At 69.3% G+C, this 14,647-nt stretch carries 14 protein-coding genes; 7 read left to right on the top strand and 7 right to left on the bottom strand.

Annotation, left to right across the window (positions count from 1 at the left end; genetic code table 11):
• Positions 1-8: 8 nt before the first annotated feature.
• Positions 9-1,487: a DUF882 domain-containing protein gene (locus QHF85_RS13810; protein ID WP_281327624.1), complete on the bottom strand. Its 1,479-nt coding sequence runs from the start codon at positions 1,485-1,487 to the stop codon at positions 9-11.
• Positions 1,488-2,033: 546 nt separating this feature from the next.
• Between QHF85_RS13810 and QHF85_RS13805 the strand changes: the two genes are divergently transcribed.
• Genes QHF85_RS13805 through QHF85_RS13790 form a run of 4 tightly spaced genes read left to right on the top strand, consistent with a single transcriptional unit; the run spans position 2,034 to position 4,531 of the window.
• A complete protein-coding gene (locus QHF85_RS13805) occupies positions 2,034-2,642 on the top strand; it encodes a hypothetical protein (protein ID WP_281327623.1) in 609 nt (202 codons plus the stop codon).
• On the top strand, positions 2,639-3,055 hold the full coding sequence (locus tag QHF85_RS13800) for a hypothetical protein (RefSeq protein WP_281327622.1): 417 nt from the start codon (positions 2,639-2,641) through the stop codon (positions 3,053-3,055). Before QHF85_RS13805 ends, QHF85_RS13800 begins: the two co-directional genes overlap by 4 nt.
• A 7-nt stretch (positions 3,056-3,062) precedes the next feature.
• Positions 3,063-3,512 (top strand): D-aminoacyl-tRNA deacylase, encoded by a 450-nt coding sequence (gene dtd, locus QHF85_RS13795; RefSeq protein WP_348652736.1) that lies wholly within the window; start codon positions 3,063-3,065, stop codon positions 3,510-3,512.
• 44 nt (positions 3,513-3,556) lie between these two features.
• Positions 3,557-4,531, top strand: coding sequence for a 2-dehydropantoate 2-reductase N-terminal domain-containing protein (locus tag QHF85_RS13790; protein WP_281327620.1), 975 nt, complete (start codon positions 3,557-3,559; stop codon positions 4,529-4,531).
• Here QHF85_RS13790 and pdxA read toward each other — a convergent pair.
• The 3 genes from pdxA to QHF85_RS13775 form a co-directional block, all read right to left on the bottom strand.
• Positions 4,526-5,578: a 4-hydroxythreonine-4-phosphate dehydrogenase PdxA gene (gene pdxA / locus QHF85_RS13785; RefSeq protein ID WP_281327619.1), complete on the bottom strand. Its 1,053-nt coding sequence runs from the start codon at positions 5,576-5,578 to the stop codon at positions 4,526-4,528. The two genes, QHF85_RS13790 and pdxA, sit on opposite strands and share 6 nt — an antisense overlap.
• A complete protein-coding gene (locus QHF85_RS13780; protein ID WP_281327618.1) occupies positions 5,575-6,315 on the bottom strand; it encodes a response regulator transcription factor in 741 nt (246 codons plus the stop codon). The genes pdxA and QHF85_RS13780 overlap by 4 nt, the downstream gene beginning before the upstream one ends.
• A gap of 61 nt (positions 6,316-6,376) precedes the next feature.
• A complete protein-coding gene (locus QHF85_RS13775) occupies positions 6,377-7,825 on the bottom strand; it encodes a metallopeptidase TldD-related protein (RefSeq protein WP_281327617.1) in 1,449 nt (482 codons plus the stop codon).
• A gap of 137 nt (positions 7,826-7,962) precedes the next feature.
• Between QHF85_RS13775 and QHF85_RS13770 the strand changes: the two genes are divergently transcribed.
• From QHF85_RS13770 to QHF85_RS13760, 3 genes are all read left to right on the top strand, one after another.
• Entirely contained in the window at positions 7,963-8,385 is a 423-nt protein-coding gene (locus QHF85_RS13770) for a CopD family protein (protein ID WP_281327616.1), read from the top strand.
• 177 nt (positions 8,386-8,562) lie between these two features.
• Complete coding sequence (locus QHF85_RS13765) at positions 8,563-10,971, top strand: tetratricopeptide repeat protein (RefSeq protein WP_281327615.1); 2,409 nt, start codon at positions 8,563-8,565, stop codon at positions 10,969-10,971.
• A gap of 49 nt (positions 10,972-11,020) precedes the next feature.
• On the top strand, positions 11,021-11,209 hold the full coding sequence (locus QHF85_RS13760; RefSeq protein WP_281327614.1) for a hypothetical protein: 189 nt from the start codon (positions 11,021-11,023) through the stop codon (positions 11,207-11,209).
• 57 nt (positions 11,210-11,266) lie between these two features.
• Here QHF85_RS13760 and QHF85_RS13755 read toward each other — a convergent pair whose 3' ends face one another.
• The 3 genes from QHF85_RS13755 to QHF85_RS13745 are packed head-to-tail and all read right to left on the bottom strand — an operon-like array spanning position 11,267 to position 14,637.
• Positions 11,267-12,649: a hypothetical protein gene (locus QHF85_RS13755; RefSeq protein WP_281327613.1), complete on the bottom strand. Its 1,383-nt coding sequence runs from the start codon at positions 12,647-12,649 to the stop codon at positions 11,267-11,269.
• 10 nt (positions 12,650-12,659) lie between these two features.
• Positions 12,660-13,406, bottom strand: coding sequence for a hypothetical protein (locus QHF85_RS13750; RefSeq protein ID WP_281327612.1), 747 nt, complete (start codon positions 13,404-13,406; stop codon positions 12,660-12,662).
• Positions 13,407-13,434: 28 nt separating this feature from the next.
• The gene (locus QHF85_RS13745) at positions 13,435-14,637 is read right to left on the bottom strand and encodes a DUF1549 domain-containing protein (protein WP_281327611.1); all 1,203 of its coding nucleotides are present in this window, start codon (positions 14,635-14,637) and stop codon (positions 13,435-13,437) included.
• Between the last annotated feature and the right edge of the window lie 10 nt (positions 14,638-14,647).

The following is a 14,647-nucleotide window of genomic DNA, read 5'->3' as shown; positions in this document are numbered from 1 at the left end:
GCTGGGCGTTATCGAGCCGTCGGTGACTTCGCTGCGGGGGGCGGGGTCGGCTGCGTCTTCTTCGGCGGAGGCACCGGATCCCTGGGGTCGGCTTCCTTCGGATCTTCGTCCTTTTCCGCCGGCGGCTGCGCCGTGGGGTTCGTGGGCGGCTGCGCCTGCGCCGCGGGTTGTTCCTTCGCCGCGGACTGTTCCTTCGGCGCCGGTTGTTCCTTCGCCGCGGGTTGTTCCTTCGAGGCCGGCGCGTCCTTGCCCTGCTGCTCCATCGCCTCGTCCACGGCGGCGACGGGCGACGTCGCTTGCGCGTCCGCGGGCTCGGGCGGCGGCGGCCACTCGCTCACGTAGCGCGGCGTTTCTCCCGGGCCCGACGCGTCGATCCAGGTCACCGAGCCCGTCCCCGGCGTGCGCACGTCCACGTGGACGAACGAGCTGTTCGGGTAGTAGCCGCAGCCGGTGTCCGCGATCGTCTTGCAGAACGCGACGACCTCCTCGTTCGACACGCCCGTGACGCGCAGGTCGAGCGCGCGCGCGCTCTGGTGCAAGCTGCCCCGGCTCTTCGGGCGGTAGCCGCTCACGAGCGAGATCCCCTTGCCCGGGAAATGCTTCGCGATCGCCTCGACCCTCGACAGGAGCCCCGGATCCAGCAGACGCACGTTCGGCGCGATCTCCTGGGATGCGAGCGCCGGCGTCGCCGCCTTCTCCTTGCCTTCCTTGCCCTTGGCCGAGCCCGGCTTCTCCTGCTTTGCCGTGCGCGGTTCGGGTTTCTTCGCCTTCGGGAGCTCGGGCCGCGGCGTGCCCCAGGGCCGTGCGAGCACGCTGAGCTTCTCGCGGGCCTCGTCGAGCACCTTGCCCTTGCAGTCGACGAGCGAGAACGTCTCGCCTTCGAGGCCGTTCCGATCGATCGAGATCGCGGGCGCGAAGCAGGGTGGGCGATCCGTCTCGGCTTCGGCTTTCTTCGTGCCCTTGCGCTTCTTGCTCGGCGTCCGCGTCGACGCCTTCTTCGAGCGCGACACGCCTGCGGCGCCCTCGGTCTTCTTCACGCTCGCGGTCTTCGTGCTCCCCGCCGGCGCCGTGCTCTTCACACTCGCGGTCGTGGTCGCGCCGTCGGACTTCTTCGCGGCCGCGGTCTTCGTGCTCGCGGTCGTGGTCGCGCCGTCGGACTTCTTCGCGGCCGCGGTTTTCGTGCTCGCGGTCGTGGTCGCGCCCTTGTCGTGCGTGGCGGGCTTCGTGGCAGGCTCGGGCTTGGCCTTCGTCGACGCGGCCTTGTTCGGGGCCTCGGCCGTCTTCGGCTCGGCCTGCACCATGCGCTTCGGCGGGGCCTTGCGGCGGCTCTTGCGTTTCTTCGGCGCAGCGGCGGTTTTCTTGGGCTCCTCGGGCGCCTTCTCCGTCTTCGCGGGCGCCTCTGCCTTCGCGGGCTCCGCCGCCTTCGGCGCCGCCGCTTCCTCTGCGAACGCCTCGCCGAAGGCGAAGGGCGCCGCGAGCGTCAACACCGCCGCGAGCGTGGACGCAACCCTACGCCTGATCCGACCGTAACGACCGCTGACCATGTGTCGTGCTCTCCACCGACGCCCATCCGTCCATGCGGGGGACGCTGGGTACGCCGGTGTCTCGCGTTGTGTCATGGGGTGGGTGCGCGGGCCTAATTTTCTGAGGCTTCCACAGGTCCCTGTGGTAGAGATGGGGCACCCATCGCGGCGCCAAGCGCGCCTCGATGGCGCGGACGTCGCCCTCGTTCATGGCACGTCCCGTCGCTCGGACGGCGGCGGGCAGAGTCCAACCGAGGCGCCCGCGCAGTTGGCCCGCACCGGGGGAAAGGTCGGCTCGAAGCAGACGAGCGTTCTTGGAGAACCAGAAGGGTAGCGCCGCACGGCGAGCCCGCGCGTGAGCGAGCGAGTGCCACGGAGCACGCGCACGAAACGACGCGCGGACGTCGAGCATGAACGTTGCCTCCGGGCTCATGAGTCCCGGGACCAAGAACCGCGAGCACTGCCCAGCCATCTCCCTCCGGCGGCAGCAAGGACGAATTTATGCGGCGGATGCGGAAAGACGAGACCAAGGTCTGGCACAACCCCGAGCTCGCGCCGTTCGCGCGGGCGCCGAAGGCCGGCGCGACGAGCCGGAACAACACGACCCAACAGGACAGCCGCGTCGCGAAGGAGCATCGCGCCGCGCTCGAGGCGCTCTTCGCGCCGCGCCGGGACCCCGAGCCCGAGGGCGGCAAGAGCGGCAAGAACGGCCGCGACTCGACACCGAAGCCGGGCCGCATCGTGCTCGCGCCGCCTCCGCAGAGCGATCCTCGCGCCACGGAGCGCCAGCGGCTCCTGTCGAAGCTCCTCGGCGCCGAGGGGCGACCGCACATCACGAAGGCCGCGAACGAGTTCCTCGGCGCCGGCTTCAACTTCCCCGACGATCAAGACGTGCACCTGAAGCTCCTCGAGCACAGCGACGAGGGTCGCGTGCGTGAGGCGCTCTCCTCGCTCTCGTCGCTCCTCGTCGGCGAGCTGCCGAAGCGCCGCGCCGTGCTCGAGTCGCGCCTGCGCCGCATCGAGGAGTTTGCCGAAGACGAGTCCACCCGCGACGCCGCCGCGCAGCTCCGCAGGCAGGTGAGCGGCAGGCCCGACACGCAGAACCAGTCCGCCCAATGAACAAAGCCGAGTTCGAGGCCGAGCTGCGCAAGCTCTTCCAGGCCCACGAGTCCCGCACCGAGAACGAGCGCTGTGTGCAGTGTGTAGGCTGCGAGCGCTGCGTCGACTGCACGTTCTGCAAGAACTCGAAGGCGCTCGCGCGTTGCCACTACTGCGTCGACTCGCAGCGCTGCTCGGACAGCACGCATTGCCGCGGCTCGCGCGACCTCGTGCGCTGCAACCACTGCGTCGCGTGCGAGCGCTGCACCCAGTGCTCCTACGTCGTCCGCTCCGTCGACTGCACCGAGTGCACGTACTGCTTCGGCTGCGTCGGGCTCGTTCGCAAGGACTTCCACATCCTGAACAAGCCCTACGACCGCAGCACGTACTTCGCGATCACGAGCCGCCTCACGCGCGAGCTCGGCCTCGGCTGATCGAGCGATGCGCGCGGTCGTGCAGCGCGCTCTCTCGGCCCGCGTCGAAGTGAACGGCGAGGTCACGGGCCGCATCGGCCAGGGCCTCGTCGCGTTCGTCGGCGCCGAGAAGGGCGACGCGCAGGCCGACCTCGACTACGTGGTGAGCAAGGTCCTCGGCCTCCGCGTCTTTCCCGACGAGAGCGGCAAGATGACCCGCGCGCTCGCCGACGTCGGCGGGGGCCTGCTCGTCATCAGCCAGTTCACGGTCTTCGGCGACGTGCGTCGGGGCCTGCGCCCGAGCTTCGACGGCGCGATGGAGCCCGCGGGCGCCGAGGCGCTCTACGATCGCTTCGTCGAGGCCGCTCGCAAGAGTGGCGTCCCGGTCGAGACCGGGCGCTTCCGCGCGGACATGCGCGTGTTCGTCGAGAACGACGGACCCGTCACGATCCTCGTCGACTCGCGTCGCCTGTTCTGACCGACTTCCCAGGCGCCACGCGCGGCGGTACGTAACCGCTCACCATGCACGTGATCGTCTTCGGAGCAGGCGCGCTCGGGCGCATCTATGGCGTACGCCTCGCCGCGGCGGGCGTTCAGGTTTCGTTCGTCGTCCGGCCCTCGCGCCTCGCCGAGACGTACTCGTTCGTCGTCGAGCAGGTGAACGGGGAGAAGCGTCGCGACGTCATCGCAGAGCCGCGCCGCATCGAGCAGATCCCCGACGACGCGACGCTCGTCCTCCTCGCGGTGCGCTTCGATCAGCTCGACGAGCTCCGCCAGAACCAGGACGACGCGCTCGCCGAGGCGCTGCGCAAGGGCCCCGCCGTGCCGCTCGTCGTGCTCACGCCCGCCCTGCCGCCGCAGCTCTCCTCGCTGGAGAAGGCGATCGGGCGGCGCGCCGTCAGCGCCATGCCCGGCGTCGCGGGGTACGTCGACGACGTCGACGATCGCGGCGTCGTTCGGTACTGGTCGACCGGCATCGCCTCGACGCTGCTCGACGACGACGCCTCGGGCCCGGCGCACTCGATGTCCCGCGACACGCTCGAGGTCCTCGCCCGTCGCCTCACGAACGGCGGCTTGCCCACGCGCTTCGAGCGCGACGTCGCCTCGCTCGACGCCGCCAGCACGGTCTCGTTTTTTCCGCTCATCGCGGCGATCGACGCGGGCCGCGGCATCGACGGCGTGCTCCACGACAAGGACCTGCTCGACACCGCGCTCGCGGCCGCCAAGGAGTGCGACGGCCTCGCGAAAAAACTCGGCAAGGTCGCGCCGTGGGCGCACGTGCTCACGCGGTTCGTCGGTCCGTACACCCTCAAGCCCGGCGTGGCCCTCGCGCGCCGCCTCGCCCCCGAGACCGTGCGCTTCGTCGAGCGCCACTTTGGCGCGAAGCTCCACGGCCAGCACCTCGCGATGGGCGACAGCATCCGCGAGCTCGGCCGTGAGCAGGGGCTCGACATGCCCCAGCTCGATCACCTCATGCAGCGGCTTCGCACGTCATGACGCGCCCGCGGTGAGCGCCGCGGGCCCGCGTACCTTCGCGAGCGTGAGCGCGAGCGCGAGGGCGCTCTCCATCCCGCGTGGATCGGCCTTGCCCGTGCCCGCGATGTCGTAGCCCGTGCCGTGATCGACGCTCGTGCGGATCACGGGCAGGCCGAGCGTCACGTTCACCGCTTCGCCGAACCCCACGAGCTTGCAGGGGATCGTCGCCTGGTCGTGGTACATCGCGACGACCCCGTCGAAGGCCCCCGCCGCTTGCTTGCGGAACGCGGTCTCGGCGCCGAGCGGGCCCACGAGATCCGCGGAGAACCCGCCGGCCGAGAGCCGCTCGCGCGCGCGCTCGATCCCCGGCTCGATGCACGTCACCTCCTCGGTCCCGAGCATCCCGCCCTCGCCCGCGTGCGGGTTCAGCGCCGCGACGACCACGCGCGGCGTCTCCGTGCCGAGCGATCGAAGCAGCCGCACGAGCCAGTAACAGCTCGTCGCCACCGCGACGGGCGTCACGGCCGTCGGGACCTCCGCGAGCGGCAGGTGCGTCGTGACGAGCGCCGTCGTGATGTTCGCCGCGCGAAACGCCATCACCACCTCGCGCGCCCCGAGCCGCGCCGCGAGGTGCTCGGTGTGTCCCGAAAAACCTTTTGCGCCCCGCGCGCCACTCGTCGCGATCGCGAGCTTCGACACCGGCCCGGTCACGAGCGCGGCGGCGGTGCCGTCTTGCACGAGCGAGAGCGCCTCGTTCACCCACGCGAGCTGCGCGGCGCCGGCGTCGCGATCCGGCGCGCCGGGCCGCGCGGGCCGGAAGAGCTGCGTGCTCGGCCCCCACACGCCGATCTCGCCGAGCGCGAGGGCCTGGATCTCCTCCGCGCTCGCCACGACGCGCAGCCTCGCCGTCGCGATCTTCCCATCGTGCGCCGCGCGCCGCAGCGCCTCGGCGTCCCCGACGAGCACACACCGCGCCTCGGCCTCGGCGTTCGCCGCCGCGTGCACCGCGACCTCAGGCCCGATCCCGCTCGGGCAACCCACGCTCACGGCGATCGTCACCCGCTTCATGCGAGCATCGCCCTCCGCAGCTCGGTCGTGGGCCGGGCCGGCGTGTCGGGCGCTTCGAGCTTGTAGCCCGCGCCTCGCAGCGTCACGAGCGGCAGCGCGACGCCGAGCTTCGAGCGCAACCTCCGCACGTGGATGTCCACCGTGCGCGGACCGCCTTCGTACCGCGGGCCCCAGACCTTCACGAGCAGCTCCTCGCGCGACACGACCTTGCCGCGCTTCTCGCAGAGATACGAGAGCAGCGCGAACTCCTTCGCCGTGAGCGGCACGCTGTGACCGTCGATGCACGCTTCATGCGCCGATCGATCGACGAGGAGCGCGCCGACCTTCACGCGCTCCTCCGTGGCAAACTCGCTCTTTTGCCACTCGGCCTTGCGGATGCGCGCGTAGAGCTCCGCCGGCACGTACGGCGAGAGGACGAAATCGTCGAAGCCGCTCGCGGGATCCATCCGCGCGACCTGCGCGACGGAGACGGCCGCGATCGCCGGCACGCCCGCGAGACGCGGCTCGCGTCGCAGCGCCCGGAGCGCCGCCGCCGCGAGGTCCGGCCGCTCCGGCGTCTCCACGAGGATCGCCCGCGCCTCGTCCTCCTCGCGCTGGAAACAGGGCGCGGGTTCGTCCCACAGGTCGAGCGTGCGCACCGTGGCGCCGAGGCCGCGTAGCACGCTCGCCGCGCCCTCCTCGCGCTCGAGCTCGGGCCCGTGCCCGACGATGACGATGAACGACGAGCGGCGCGACATCGGCCGTCGCTATAAAGCTCATGCTGCGGCGCGGCAAGCACGAGCCTGCCGCGCCGAGACTTCAGCCGATCTTGGTGCCGCCCACGGTGATCTTGTCGATCTTGATCGTCGGGCATCCGACGCCGACGGGCACGCTCTGGCCGTCCTTGCCGCACGTCCAGATGCCGTCGGAGATCGCGAGGTCCGTGCCGAGCATCGTGACCTTGCCGAGCACGTCGGGGCCGTTTCCGATGAGGTTCACGCCCTTCAAAGGCCGCGTGATCTTGCCGTCCTCGATCAGGTAGCTCTCGGTCAACGAGAACACGAAGTCGCCGTTCGAGATGTCGACCTGGCCGCCGCCGAACTTCTTGGCGAAGACGCCGCGTTTGACGGTGCGAACGATCTCCTCCGGATCGTGCGGGCCTGCGAGCAGGATCGTGTTCGTCATGCGCGGCAAGGGCGCGGCGCCGAAGCTCTCACGCCTGCCGTTGCCCGTGGGCTTCAGCTTGTAGTGCTTGGCCGAGAGCCGGTCGTGCATGTAGCCGGCGAGCGTGCCGTTCTCGATGAGCACGCTCCTGCCGGGCTCGTTGCCCTCGTCGTCGACGTTGATCGCGCCGCGCGACGACGTGAGCGTCGCGTCGTCGACCACGGTGCAGAGCGGGCTCGCGACCGGCTCGCCGACCTTGCCGGCGTAGTTCGACGTGCCCTTGCGGTTGAAGTCGGCTTCGAGCCCGTGGCCCACGGCCTCGTGCAAGAGGATGCCGCTGTCGCCGGGGGCGAGCACCACGTTCATCTCGCCGGCCGGCGCCTCCTCGGCGTCGAGCATCGTCGCCGCTTGCCGCGCGGCCTCGCGGGCGTGCATCTCCGGCGAATGGTCGGCGAAGTAGGCCGCGAGCGTGGTTCGTCCGCCGCCGCCGCTCGATCCTTCCTGCCGTTTGCCGTCGCGCTCCGCGATCGCGCGCACGCCGAAGCGGAAGAGCGGCTGCACGTCGTGCGCCATGACGCCGTCGCTCGTCGCCAGCAGGATCTCGCGGATCTCCTCGGAGAAACTCGCCTCGGCCTTCACGATGTGCGGACCTTCGGCGAGGGCGGCGGCGCTCGCTCGTTCGAGCAGCGCGCGTTTTTCCATGCCGGGCACGTCGAGCGAGACGAGCGGCACGTCGTAGCGGTTCGGCAGGTCGCGGAAGCTCGGCAGCACGTGCGTCACGCCGCCCGAGCTCGTGGCGATCTGCGCGGCGGTCTCGGCCGCGCGCTTCATCGACTCCCACGAGAGATCCTCGGTGTAGGCGTAGCCCGTCGCGTCGCCGCGCTGCACGCGCACGCCGACGCCCATGGACACGCCGCGCGAGGCGGCCTTCAGGATGCCTTCGTCGAAGGAGAAGCCGCCGCCGGCGCGGTATTCGAAGAACAGATCGGCGTACTCGCCGCCCTTGGAGAGGGCGACGGCGAGCAGGCGACCGCACAGGTCGGCGTCGATCTCGTTGTCCCCGCCCGGCGCGAACGGGGCACGATAGGCAGCGCTTCTGGTCATGGGCCACCCAATGTAGAGCGCGCCTCTGGATCGGTCGAGCCGAAGCCCCGGAAATCCCGCCTCGGCGTGGGGTTTCTCGCGACCGTGGGCGCAGAAAAGTCGACGTCGCTCGGGCGACGCGGTAACGCGGTTTCACGATGAACGGACCCCAGATCGCCCTCGTGTGGCTTCACGTGTCGGGCAACCTCGTCTGGATCGGCTCGATCCTCGCGGTCGCGTTCGCTCTCACGGCGGGCGGCGCGGACCCGAAGGTTCGCGGCGCGGTGGGGGAGCGGATCTACCGGCTGCTCAGCGTGCCCGCGTTCGTGCTTTCGTTCGTGACCGGCGTGGCGCGGCTGTTGATGGACACGCACTACTACCTCGTCGAGCACCACTGGATGCACGCGAAGCTGCTCTTCGCGCTCGCGGTGATCGGGATCCACCACGTGATCGGCGGCCGGGCGAAGAAGCTCGCGCGGGGAACTGTGCAGGACGCCGGGCCGACTGCTATGATGGCGGCGATCCTCGCGGCGTCGGCGGTCATCGCCGCCTTCTTCGCGATTTTCAAGCTGCCGAACTGAAAAAACCGGGATCGCGGCTCACCTGAGATCGCCCGGTTTTCGTTTCGATAGTCCGTTCTCACGCGACCGTGCTTGTGCGGGTCGTGTTTCCGTTAGATGATGAATCGTGGATGAGGTGGCGCGAAGCGTCGCGTCGGCTCGTCCCCGGGTCGCTCTCTCGAGGAGAATCCCATCGCCGTGGCGGTCGATCGCGACAAGGTGCTCCGAGCAGCGCAGAAGTTCGTCGAGGGAAAGCGCTGGGACAAAGCGATCGCCGAGTTCCAGAAGCTCATCGCCGAAGATCCGAAGGACCTCCGGGTCCTGCTCAAGATCGGCGACTGCCACCTCAAGATCGAGCAGTACGCCGAGGCCATCGAGACGTACGAGATCGTGGCGCGGCTCTACATCGAGCAGAAGCCGCCCGAGCCGCTGAAGGCGATCCGCGTCTACCGTCAGATCCTGGAGATCATCGACAAACGCGCGCCGAAGCTCCTCGAACGTTTCGGCTGGGTCCTGCCGCGCCTCGCGGAGCTCTACACGCAGCTCGGCCTGACGAGTGATGCGGCCGCGACGTACGACGACATCGCGAACCGCCTGCACAAGGCGAACAAGGATCGCGAGGCGATCGAGCCGCTGAAGAAGGTCGTCGACCTCGACCCGCACAACCCCGTGCCGCGCCTGCGCCTCGCCGAGGCGTACAGCAGGATCAAGGACACGCCGGCGGCGATCGGGCAGCTCGGGCAGGCCGCGGAGGTCCTCGTCAAGATGGGCCGGCGCGACGACGCGCTGAAGGTCCTCGACCGGCTGCTCTCGATCAAGGCCGAAGGCAAGTACGCCAAGGTCGCGGCGAAGATGTACCTGGAGCGCGCGCAGCAAACCGACGCGATGACCGCGCTCGCGAAGCTCCAGATCTCGTTCAAGGAAAACCCGAAGGACCTCGAGACGCTCGGCCTCCTGGCGAGGGCGTTCGACAAACTCGGCCAGGGACCGAAGGCGACCGAGGTTCTGAAGGAGGCCGCGCGCCTCGCGAAGGACGCCAAGAAAAACGACGAGTTCAATGAGCTCGTCGACGCGCTCCTCGTGCGCGCGCCGAACGACGACGCGGTCCGGCAGCTCGCGGCGCAGCGGCCCGCGCCGGTGCGCAAGCAGGTCGAGGACGACTCGGTCATCGTCGTGCAGGAGGTCTACGACGACGTCGACATCGACGAGCTGCCCGAGTCCTCGGTCCCGCCGATCGAGCTCCAGCCTCCGCACCCGGGCAACGATGCGCTCCTCGCGCGGCAACACCTGCAGCGGGCGGAGGCGTACCGCAGCCAGTACGATTACCCCTCGGCGATCGCGATCCTGCTCGACGCCGTCTCCATGGTGCCCACGTCGCACGAGCTGCGATCGCGGCTCGTCGACGTGCTCAAGGAGGCCGGCGACGAGGAGGGCGCGATCCGGCAGATGCTGATCTTCGCGCAGCAGCTCAGCGTCGCGGGCGACGTGAAGCGCGCGGCGGAGCTGCTCGACGAGGTCCGGCTCATGGATCCCTCGCAGCCCGAGGCGATCCAGATGCTGCGCGCGCTCGGCTATCAGGTCGAGCCGCCGCAGCCGCAGCAGCCGGTCTACGCGCCGCAGCCGGGCCAGCTCGGCGCGCTCGACGATCCATTCGCGGGCGTGTCGGCGCAGCAGCCGTACCCGTACGCGCAGCAGCCGCAATATCCGGCGCAGCCCTACGCGCCTCCGCAGCCGCCCGCGCCGACGCGCAGCACGACGGGACATACCCTCGACGAGGACGTCCTCGAGGCGATCGATTCCTACGCGAACCAGGGCATGATCGACGAGGCGCGGGTCATGCTCGACGAGCAGCTCGCGCTCCTGCCGAATCACCCGCTCCTGCTCTACAAGCGCGCCGAGCTCGAGCAGATGGGGCGCCCGTCGTACGTGCCGGATCTGCCGGGCGGCGGCAGCGGGATCCTCACGAAGAAGAGCGAGTACCCGGCCGACAGCGACTTCGAGTCGATCCAGAACATGATCAATGAGCTGGAGTTCGCGCCCGAGGCCGCAGCGGCGCCGCCCGAGTTCCCCGGGGTCAACGTCGAGAAGATCTTCGACGAATTCAAGCAGGGCGTCCAGGCGCAGATCTCGGACGCGGATTCGGCGACGCATTACGATCTCGGCGTCGCCTACCGCGAGATGGGCATGTTCATGGACGCGATCCACGAATTCGAGGTCGCGGCGCGTGACCCTTCGCGCGAATGCGTGTGCAGGTCGGTCATTGGCATGATCCACCTGCAGCTCGGCAACGTGGACGCGGCGATCGACGCGTTCTTGCGCGGTCTCGAGGCGCGGCAGAAGACGCGGGAGCAAGAGCTCGCGCTCGCGTACGAGCTCGCCGACGCGTACGAGGCCCGGAAAAACCCGGATCAGGCGCTCTATTACTTCAAGCGCGTCGGCCAGCTCGAGCCGAACTACCGGGATCCGCGCGGCGGCGTGCAGGACCGCATTCGCCGGCTGGAGCCGAACCCGGGCGTGCCCAAGCAGGCCAAGGCGGTCGGCGCGGAGCTGCTCGGCGACGATTTCGATCTCGCGTTCGACGACCTCGTGAGCAAGGGCAAGCTCTAGCAATTCCGAGCCCTGCGGCCGCGCGCGGCGGTGTATCGTCGTCATTCCCATGACGCGACACCGCCTTGCGCTGACCGGTCAGGCGCCGGTGCGCCTCGACCTGCCGAAGGCCACGAGCGTGGCCATGTCCCACGCGGCGGTTTGTGTCATCACCGAAAAGGGCGAGGTCGTCTGCAAGCGCGACCGCGCGCCGGGCCGCCCGAAGGCTCGGACTTCGTCGTTTCGCCTTCCCGAATGAGCGGCGCGAGCGGAGGGACGGGGGCTTTCGGGTTGTCCCGAAAACCCCCCTTCGTGCTCAGACCGGATTCTCGTTCACGATGCCCTTGATGCTCGGACCGGTGTAGAAGTCCTGCACCCGGCGCATGTCGCCCTTGGCCACCGCGAAGGCCACGGCCGCGCCCGCCGCCGCGCTCGTCGCATTGCTCTGCTGGCCGGGGACGTTCTCGCCCGTCGTGGGATCGAAGCCGTCCGTGCTGCCGTCCGCCCGCACGCCGCCGAACCAGCCCGTCTTCGTGTAGCCATTGCCCATGACGTAGAGCCAGTTCGAATTGTTCGGCGTGCCGTCGGGCCAGCCGCCGCGGTCGCGCGGGTTCTTCGGCGTGTCGCCGTGCACCGTCATGACGATGTTGTCGGCGAGGTTGCGCGCCGTGCAGACCGGGTCGGGGATGGCGGCGAGGTCGTTCATGAACTCGTCGAACATCTTGCCGAGCTGCCCGACCGTATTGCGCAGGTTGTTCATGTCGTTGAACGCCCCGTGCGGGTCGTCGCGCATCGCCGGCATCATCACGCTTTGCGTGAGGCCGAGCTTGAAGGCGCGCGCCGTCGTGATGAAGGCGCGGCCAATCTCGGCGAGGCGGTTCGGCGTGCCCTGCCCGATGTTGTACCGGGTGAGGTCGTCGGCCGTCGGCGCGAGCTGCGCGGAGAGGTTTTTCCCGAGGAAGTTCGCGCTCGTCTTGCCCACGCGGAGCTGACGCGACCAGGTCGGCCGGCCGGCGGCCGCATTGAGGCCGACGAAGGCCTTGTAATAGGCCTCGAAGAGCGCCGCGTCCTCCTCGACGGCGAGCGTCACGCGCGACGCCGCGCTGTCGAAGAGATCGACCATGCCGCCCGCGTTGTTCACCGTGGCGACCTGCGGCGCGCCCGGGGCGGCGCCGAAGTTCAGCGGGTTGATCGCGATGACGGGCAGGAGCGACGGGGTTTGTCGCTGAATGGCGGCGGCCGTGGCGAGCATGCTGACGCCATTGCCGAGCGTCGCGGCGGAGCCGGGCGTCGGCGTGTGCGTCTGGTTCGTCCCGGCCATGAACGCCGTGATGCGCTTGCGCTTGTCGAGCTTCCGCCAGGGGGATTCGGGCGCGTAGACGAACGGTTTGTCCGTGTCCGGCGCGTCCTCGGTCTGGCCGAACGCGTGGAACGCGAAATTGTCGTTGTTCGCCTTCGCGATCTGCGTGTGGGGCCAGAGGAGCTGGAACCACGCGAATCCGCCGTCGCCGGCCACGAGGTGGACCGAGCGGTTCGTCGCGGCGCAGGCGTCGTCGGCCATGGCGGTGCCGGCCGAGTCCGCGATGACGTCGAGCACCTTCGCGCGATCGAGCGCGAGGACGGCGCCCATTGCGGTGGTCCAGCGCAGGAAGTTGCGCCGGGCATTGCCTTGGAGGCTCTTGAGCTTGTCGTCGACCATGGTCTCCTCCTCACTCGCACGAATGGGCTGCGGCCATCATCGTACCGACAGCGATGCGCTTGCCTTTTTCCACATCGGAGGCGCTCGTCACGACCTTGTTGCAGATCGCGACGTGCGAGTCGGTCGCGGGGCGACCCGTGATGCAGGCGATGGCGTCCCGGTTGCACTGGTTGTTCGCGTCGAACATCTCGGTCCCGACGCCGTTGACCTTGCATTGGTCGACGTTCGGCAGGTTCGCGATGATCTCGGGCGCCGCTTGCACGAAGATGTCGAAGAGCTTCGCCGCGCCGGCCGCGCTCCACACGACCGCCTCGCCGACGCGGGCGTCGTAGCTCGCCGCGCCGAGCGCGCCGCCGCCGGCCTTGAAGAGCTGGCCCGCGGTGGGCACCTGCGCCGTCGCGTCGATGTTCACGCCGAGCGAGATGAGCACGTTTTGCAGCGCCGTGTTTTGCAGCTTCTGGCACGAATGCAGGCGCGTGCGCACCTCCGGCGGGCCCTCTTCCTGGCGCTGCGCGAGGACCTCGAAAGGATCCTTGAACACGCCATCGCCGAGGTCGCCCATGTGGCTGTGCGTGTTGTCCTCGTCGCCCGCGAAGACGCCGGGCTGGTTTTCGAAGTCCGTGGTCGGATCGTCGATGACGGGGGCCGGCCGCGAGAGGTTTCCGGACGGCGGCTCCTGCACGCAGGCCGTCGCGAAGATGCCCGCGACGAGGGCAAGGGGTGCGCCGCGGAGGAACGTCGAGATGATGCGATTCATGGTCTCTCTCCTTTCTTTCCGCATGCGCCTAGAACTTGGTGAAGTCGTCGCTGAGCAGGATCGTGCGCAGCGTCTTCTTCAGGTTCATGCCATTCGCGAGGAAATCATCGACGAACGGCGCGAGGACCTCGGGCGGCACCGTCGCGAGATCGGAGACGATGTCTTCCTTCGACATCGCGAAATTGTACATGCGCGCCACGGCGCAATCTTGAACGTCCTTGTCCGCGGCCATGGCCTGGCCGAGCGCGGGCAGATCCGCGACGGGCTGGCCGAAGCGCCACGCCGTGCCCTCGCCATTCCGGAGCCAGTGGGAGAGGACCGTCTTCTGCGGATCGGGCACGGTCGGGGTCTCGACCTGGCTGTCGTTCATCCATTGCCCGTTCATGTTGAAGTTCGCGAAGAGCGGCGCGACGCGGTTGATCGTCACGTGGCAGTTCGCGCAGACGACGGACGACGTGTCCTGGAAATTGATCGGGGCCGTCGCGACCGATTCGAAGGGCCAGGGGCCGGTGAAATCGGCGCCGTTGACCTGCGTCGGCTGCGCCGCGTATTCGGCCGGGAACTTCGTGCAGACGAAGATCTCCTGCACCCAGCGCACGCGCCGGAACGCCATGTTGCCGTAGAACTGCATCATGACGCCGGGGTTCGTGAGCACGCCGGCGTGCGTGGGGACGCCGTTGTCGCAATTGCCGTCGGTGAACGTGTTCGTCGCGCCGTCGTACGTCGGACAGGTGTTCGTGGTGGCCGTGAAGAGATCGGTGTAGGGCTTGTCCTCGATCATCACGCGCGTCGCGAAGACGGGCGCAGTATCGCGGCTCGGCTTGTTGTCCTGTGCGCCGCCGCCCTGGCGCATCGTATCGCGCCACCATTTGATCATGCGCGCCGTGAAACGCTGATCGGCGAGCATCGCGTCGATTTCGGCCTCGTACGCGGCGCGCTGGTCCGTCGCGGTCTCGACGTTCTTGATCTGCTGGAGCGTCGGGAGGTTTCGCACGAGCTTCAGCGACGCCGTGCGCAGGGCCTCCGCATAACTCGTGACCCGGTCGTCGAGCACGGTCTTGTCCGGGATCGGGGGCGCCTCGGGGTCGGGGGTGTTCCCGCCGCCAGCCGGGTCGGTGTTTCCGCCGGGCGTATCGCCTCCCGGCGGCGGCTCGAGGCTACTGGGCCCCGAGCTTGAGCACGCGCCCGCCGCGAGCGCGGCGAGCAAGGTGAGCATTCTGGTCCGCTTCATGGGCCGCCTA

Origin of the sequence: Polyangium sp. 6x1, from assembly GCF_029946515.1 — a bacterium.
GTDB lineage: Bacteria > Myxococcota_A > Polyangia > Polyangiales > Polyangiaceae > Polyangium.
Note: the sequence above shows the minus strand (reverse complement) of the source record. Positions and strands in the feature narration are given on the sequence as shown.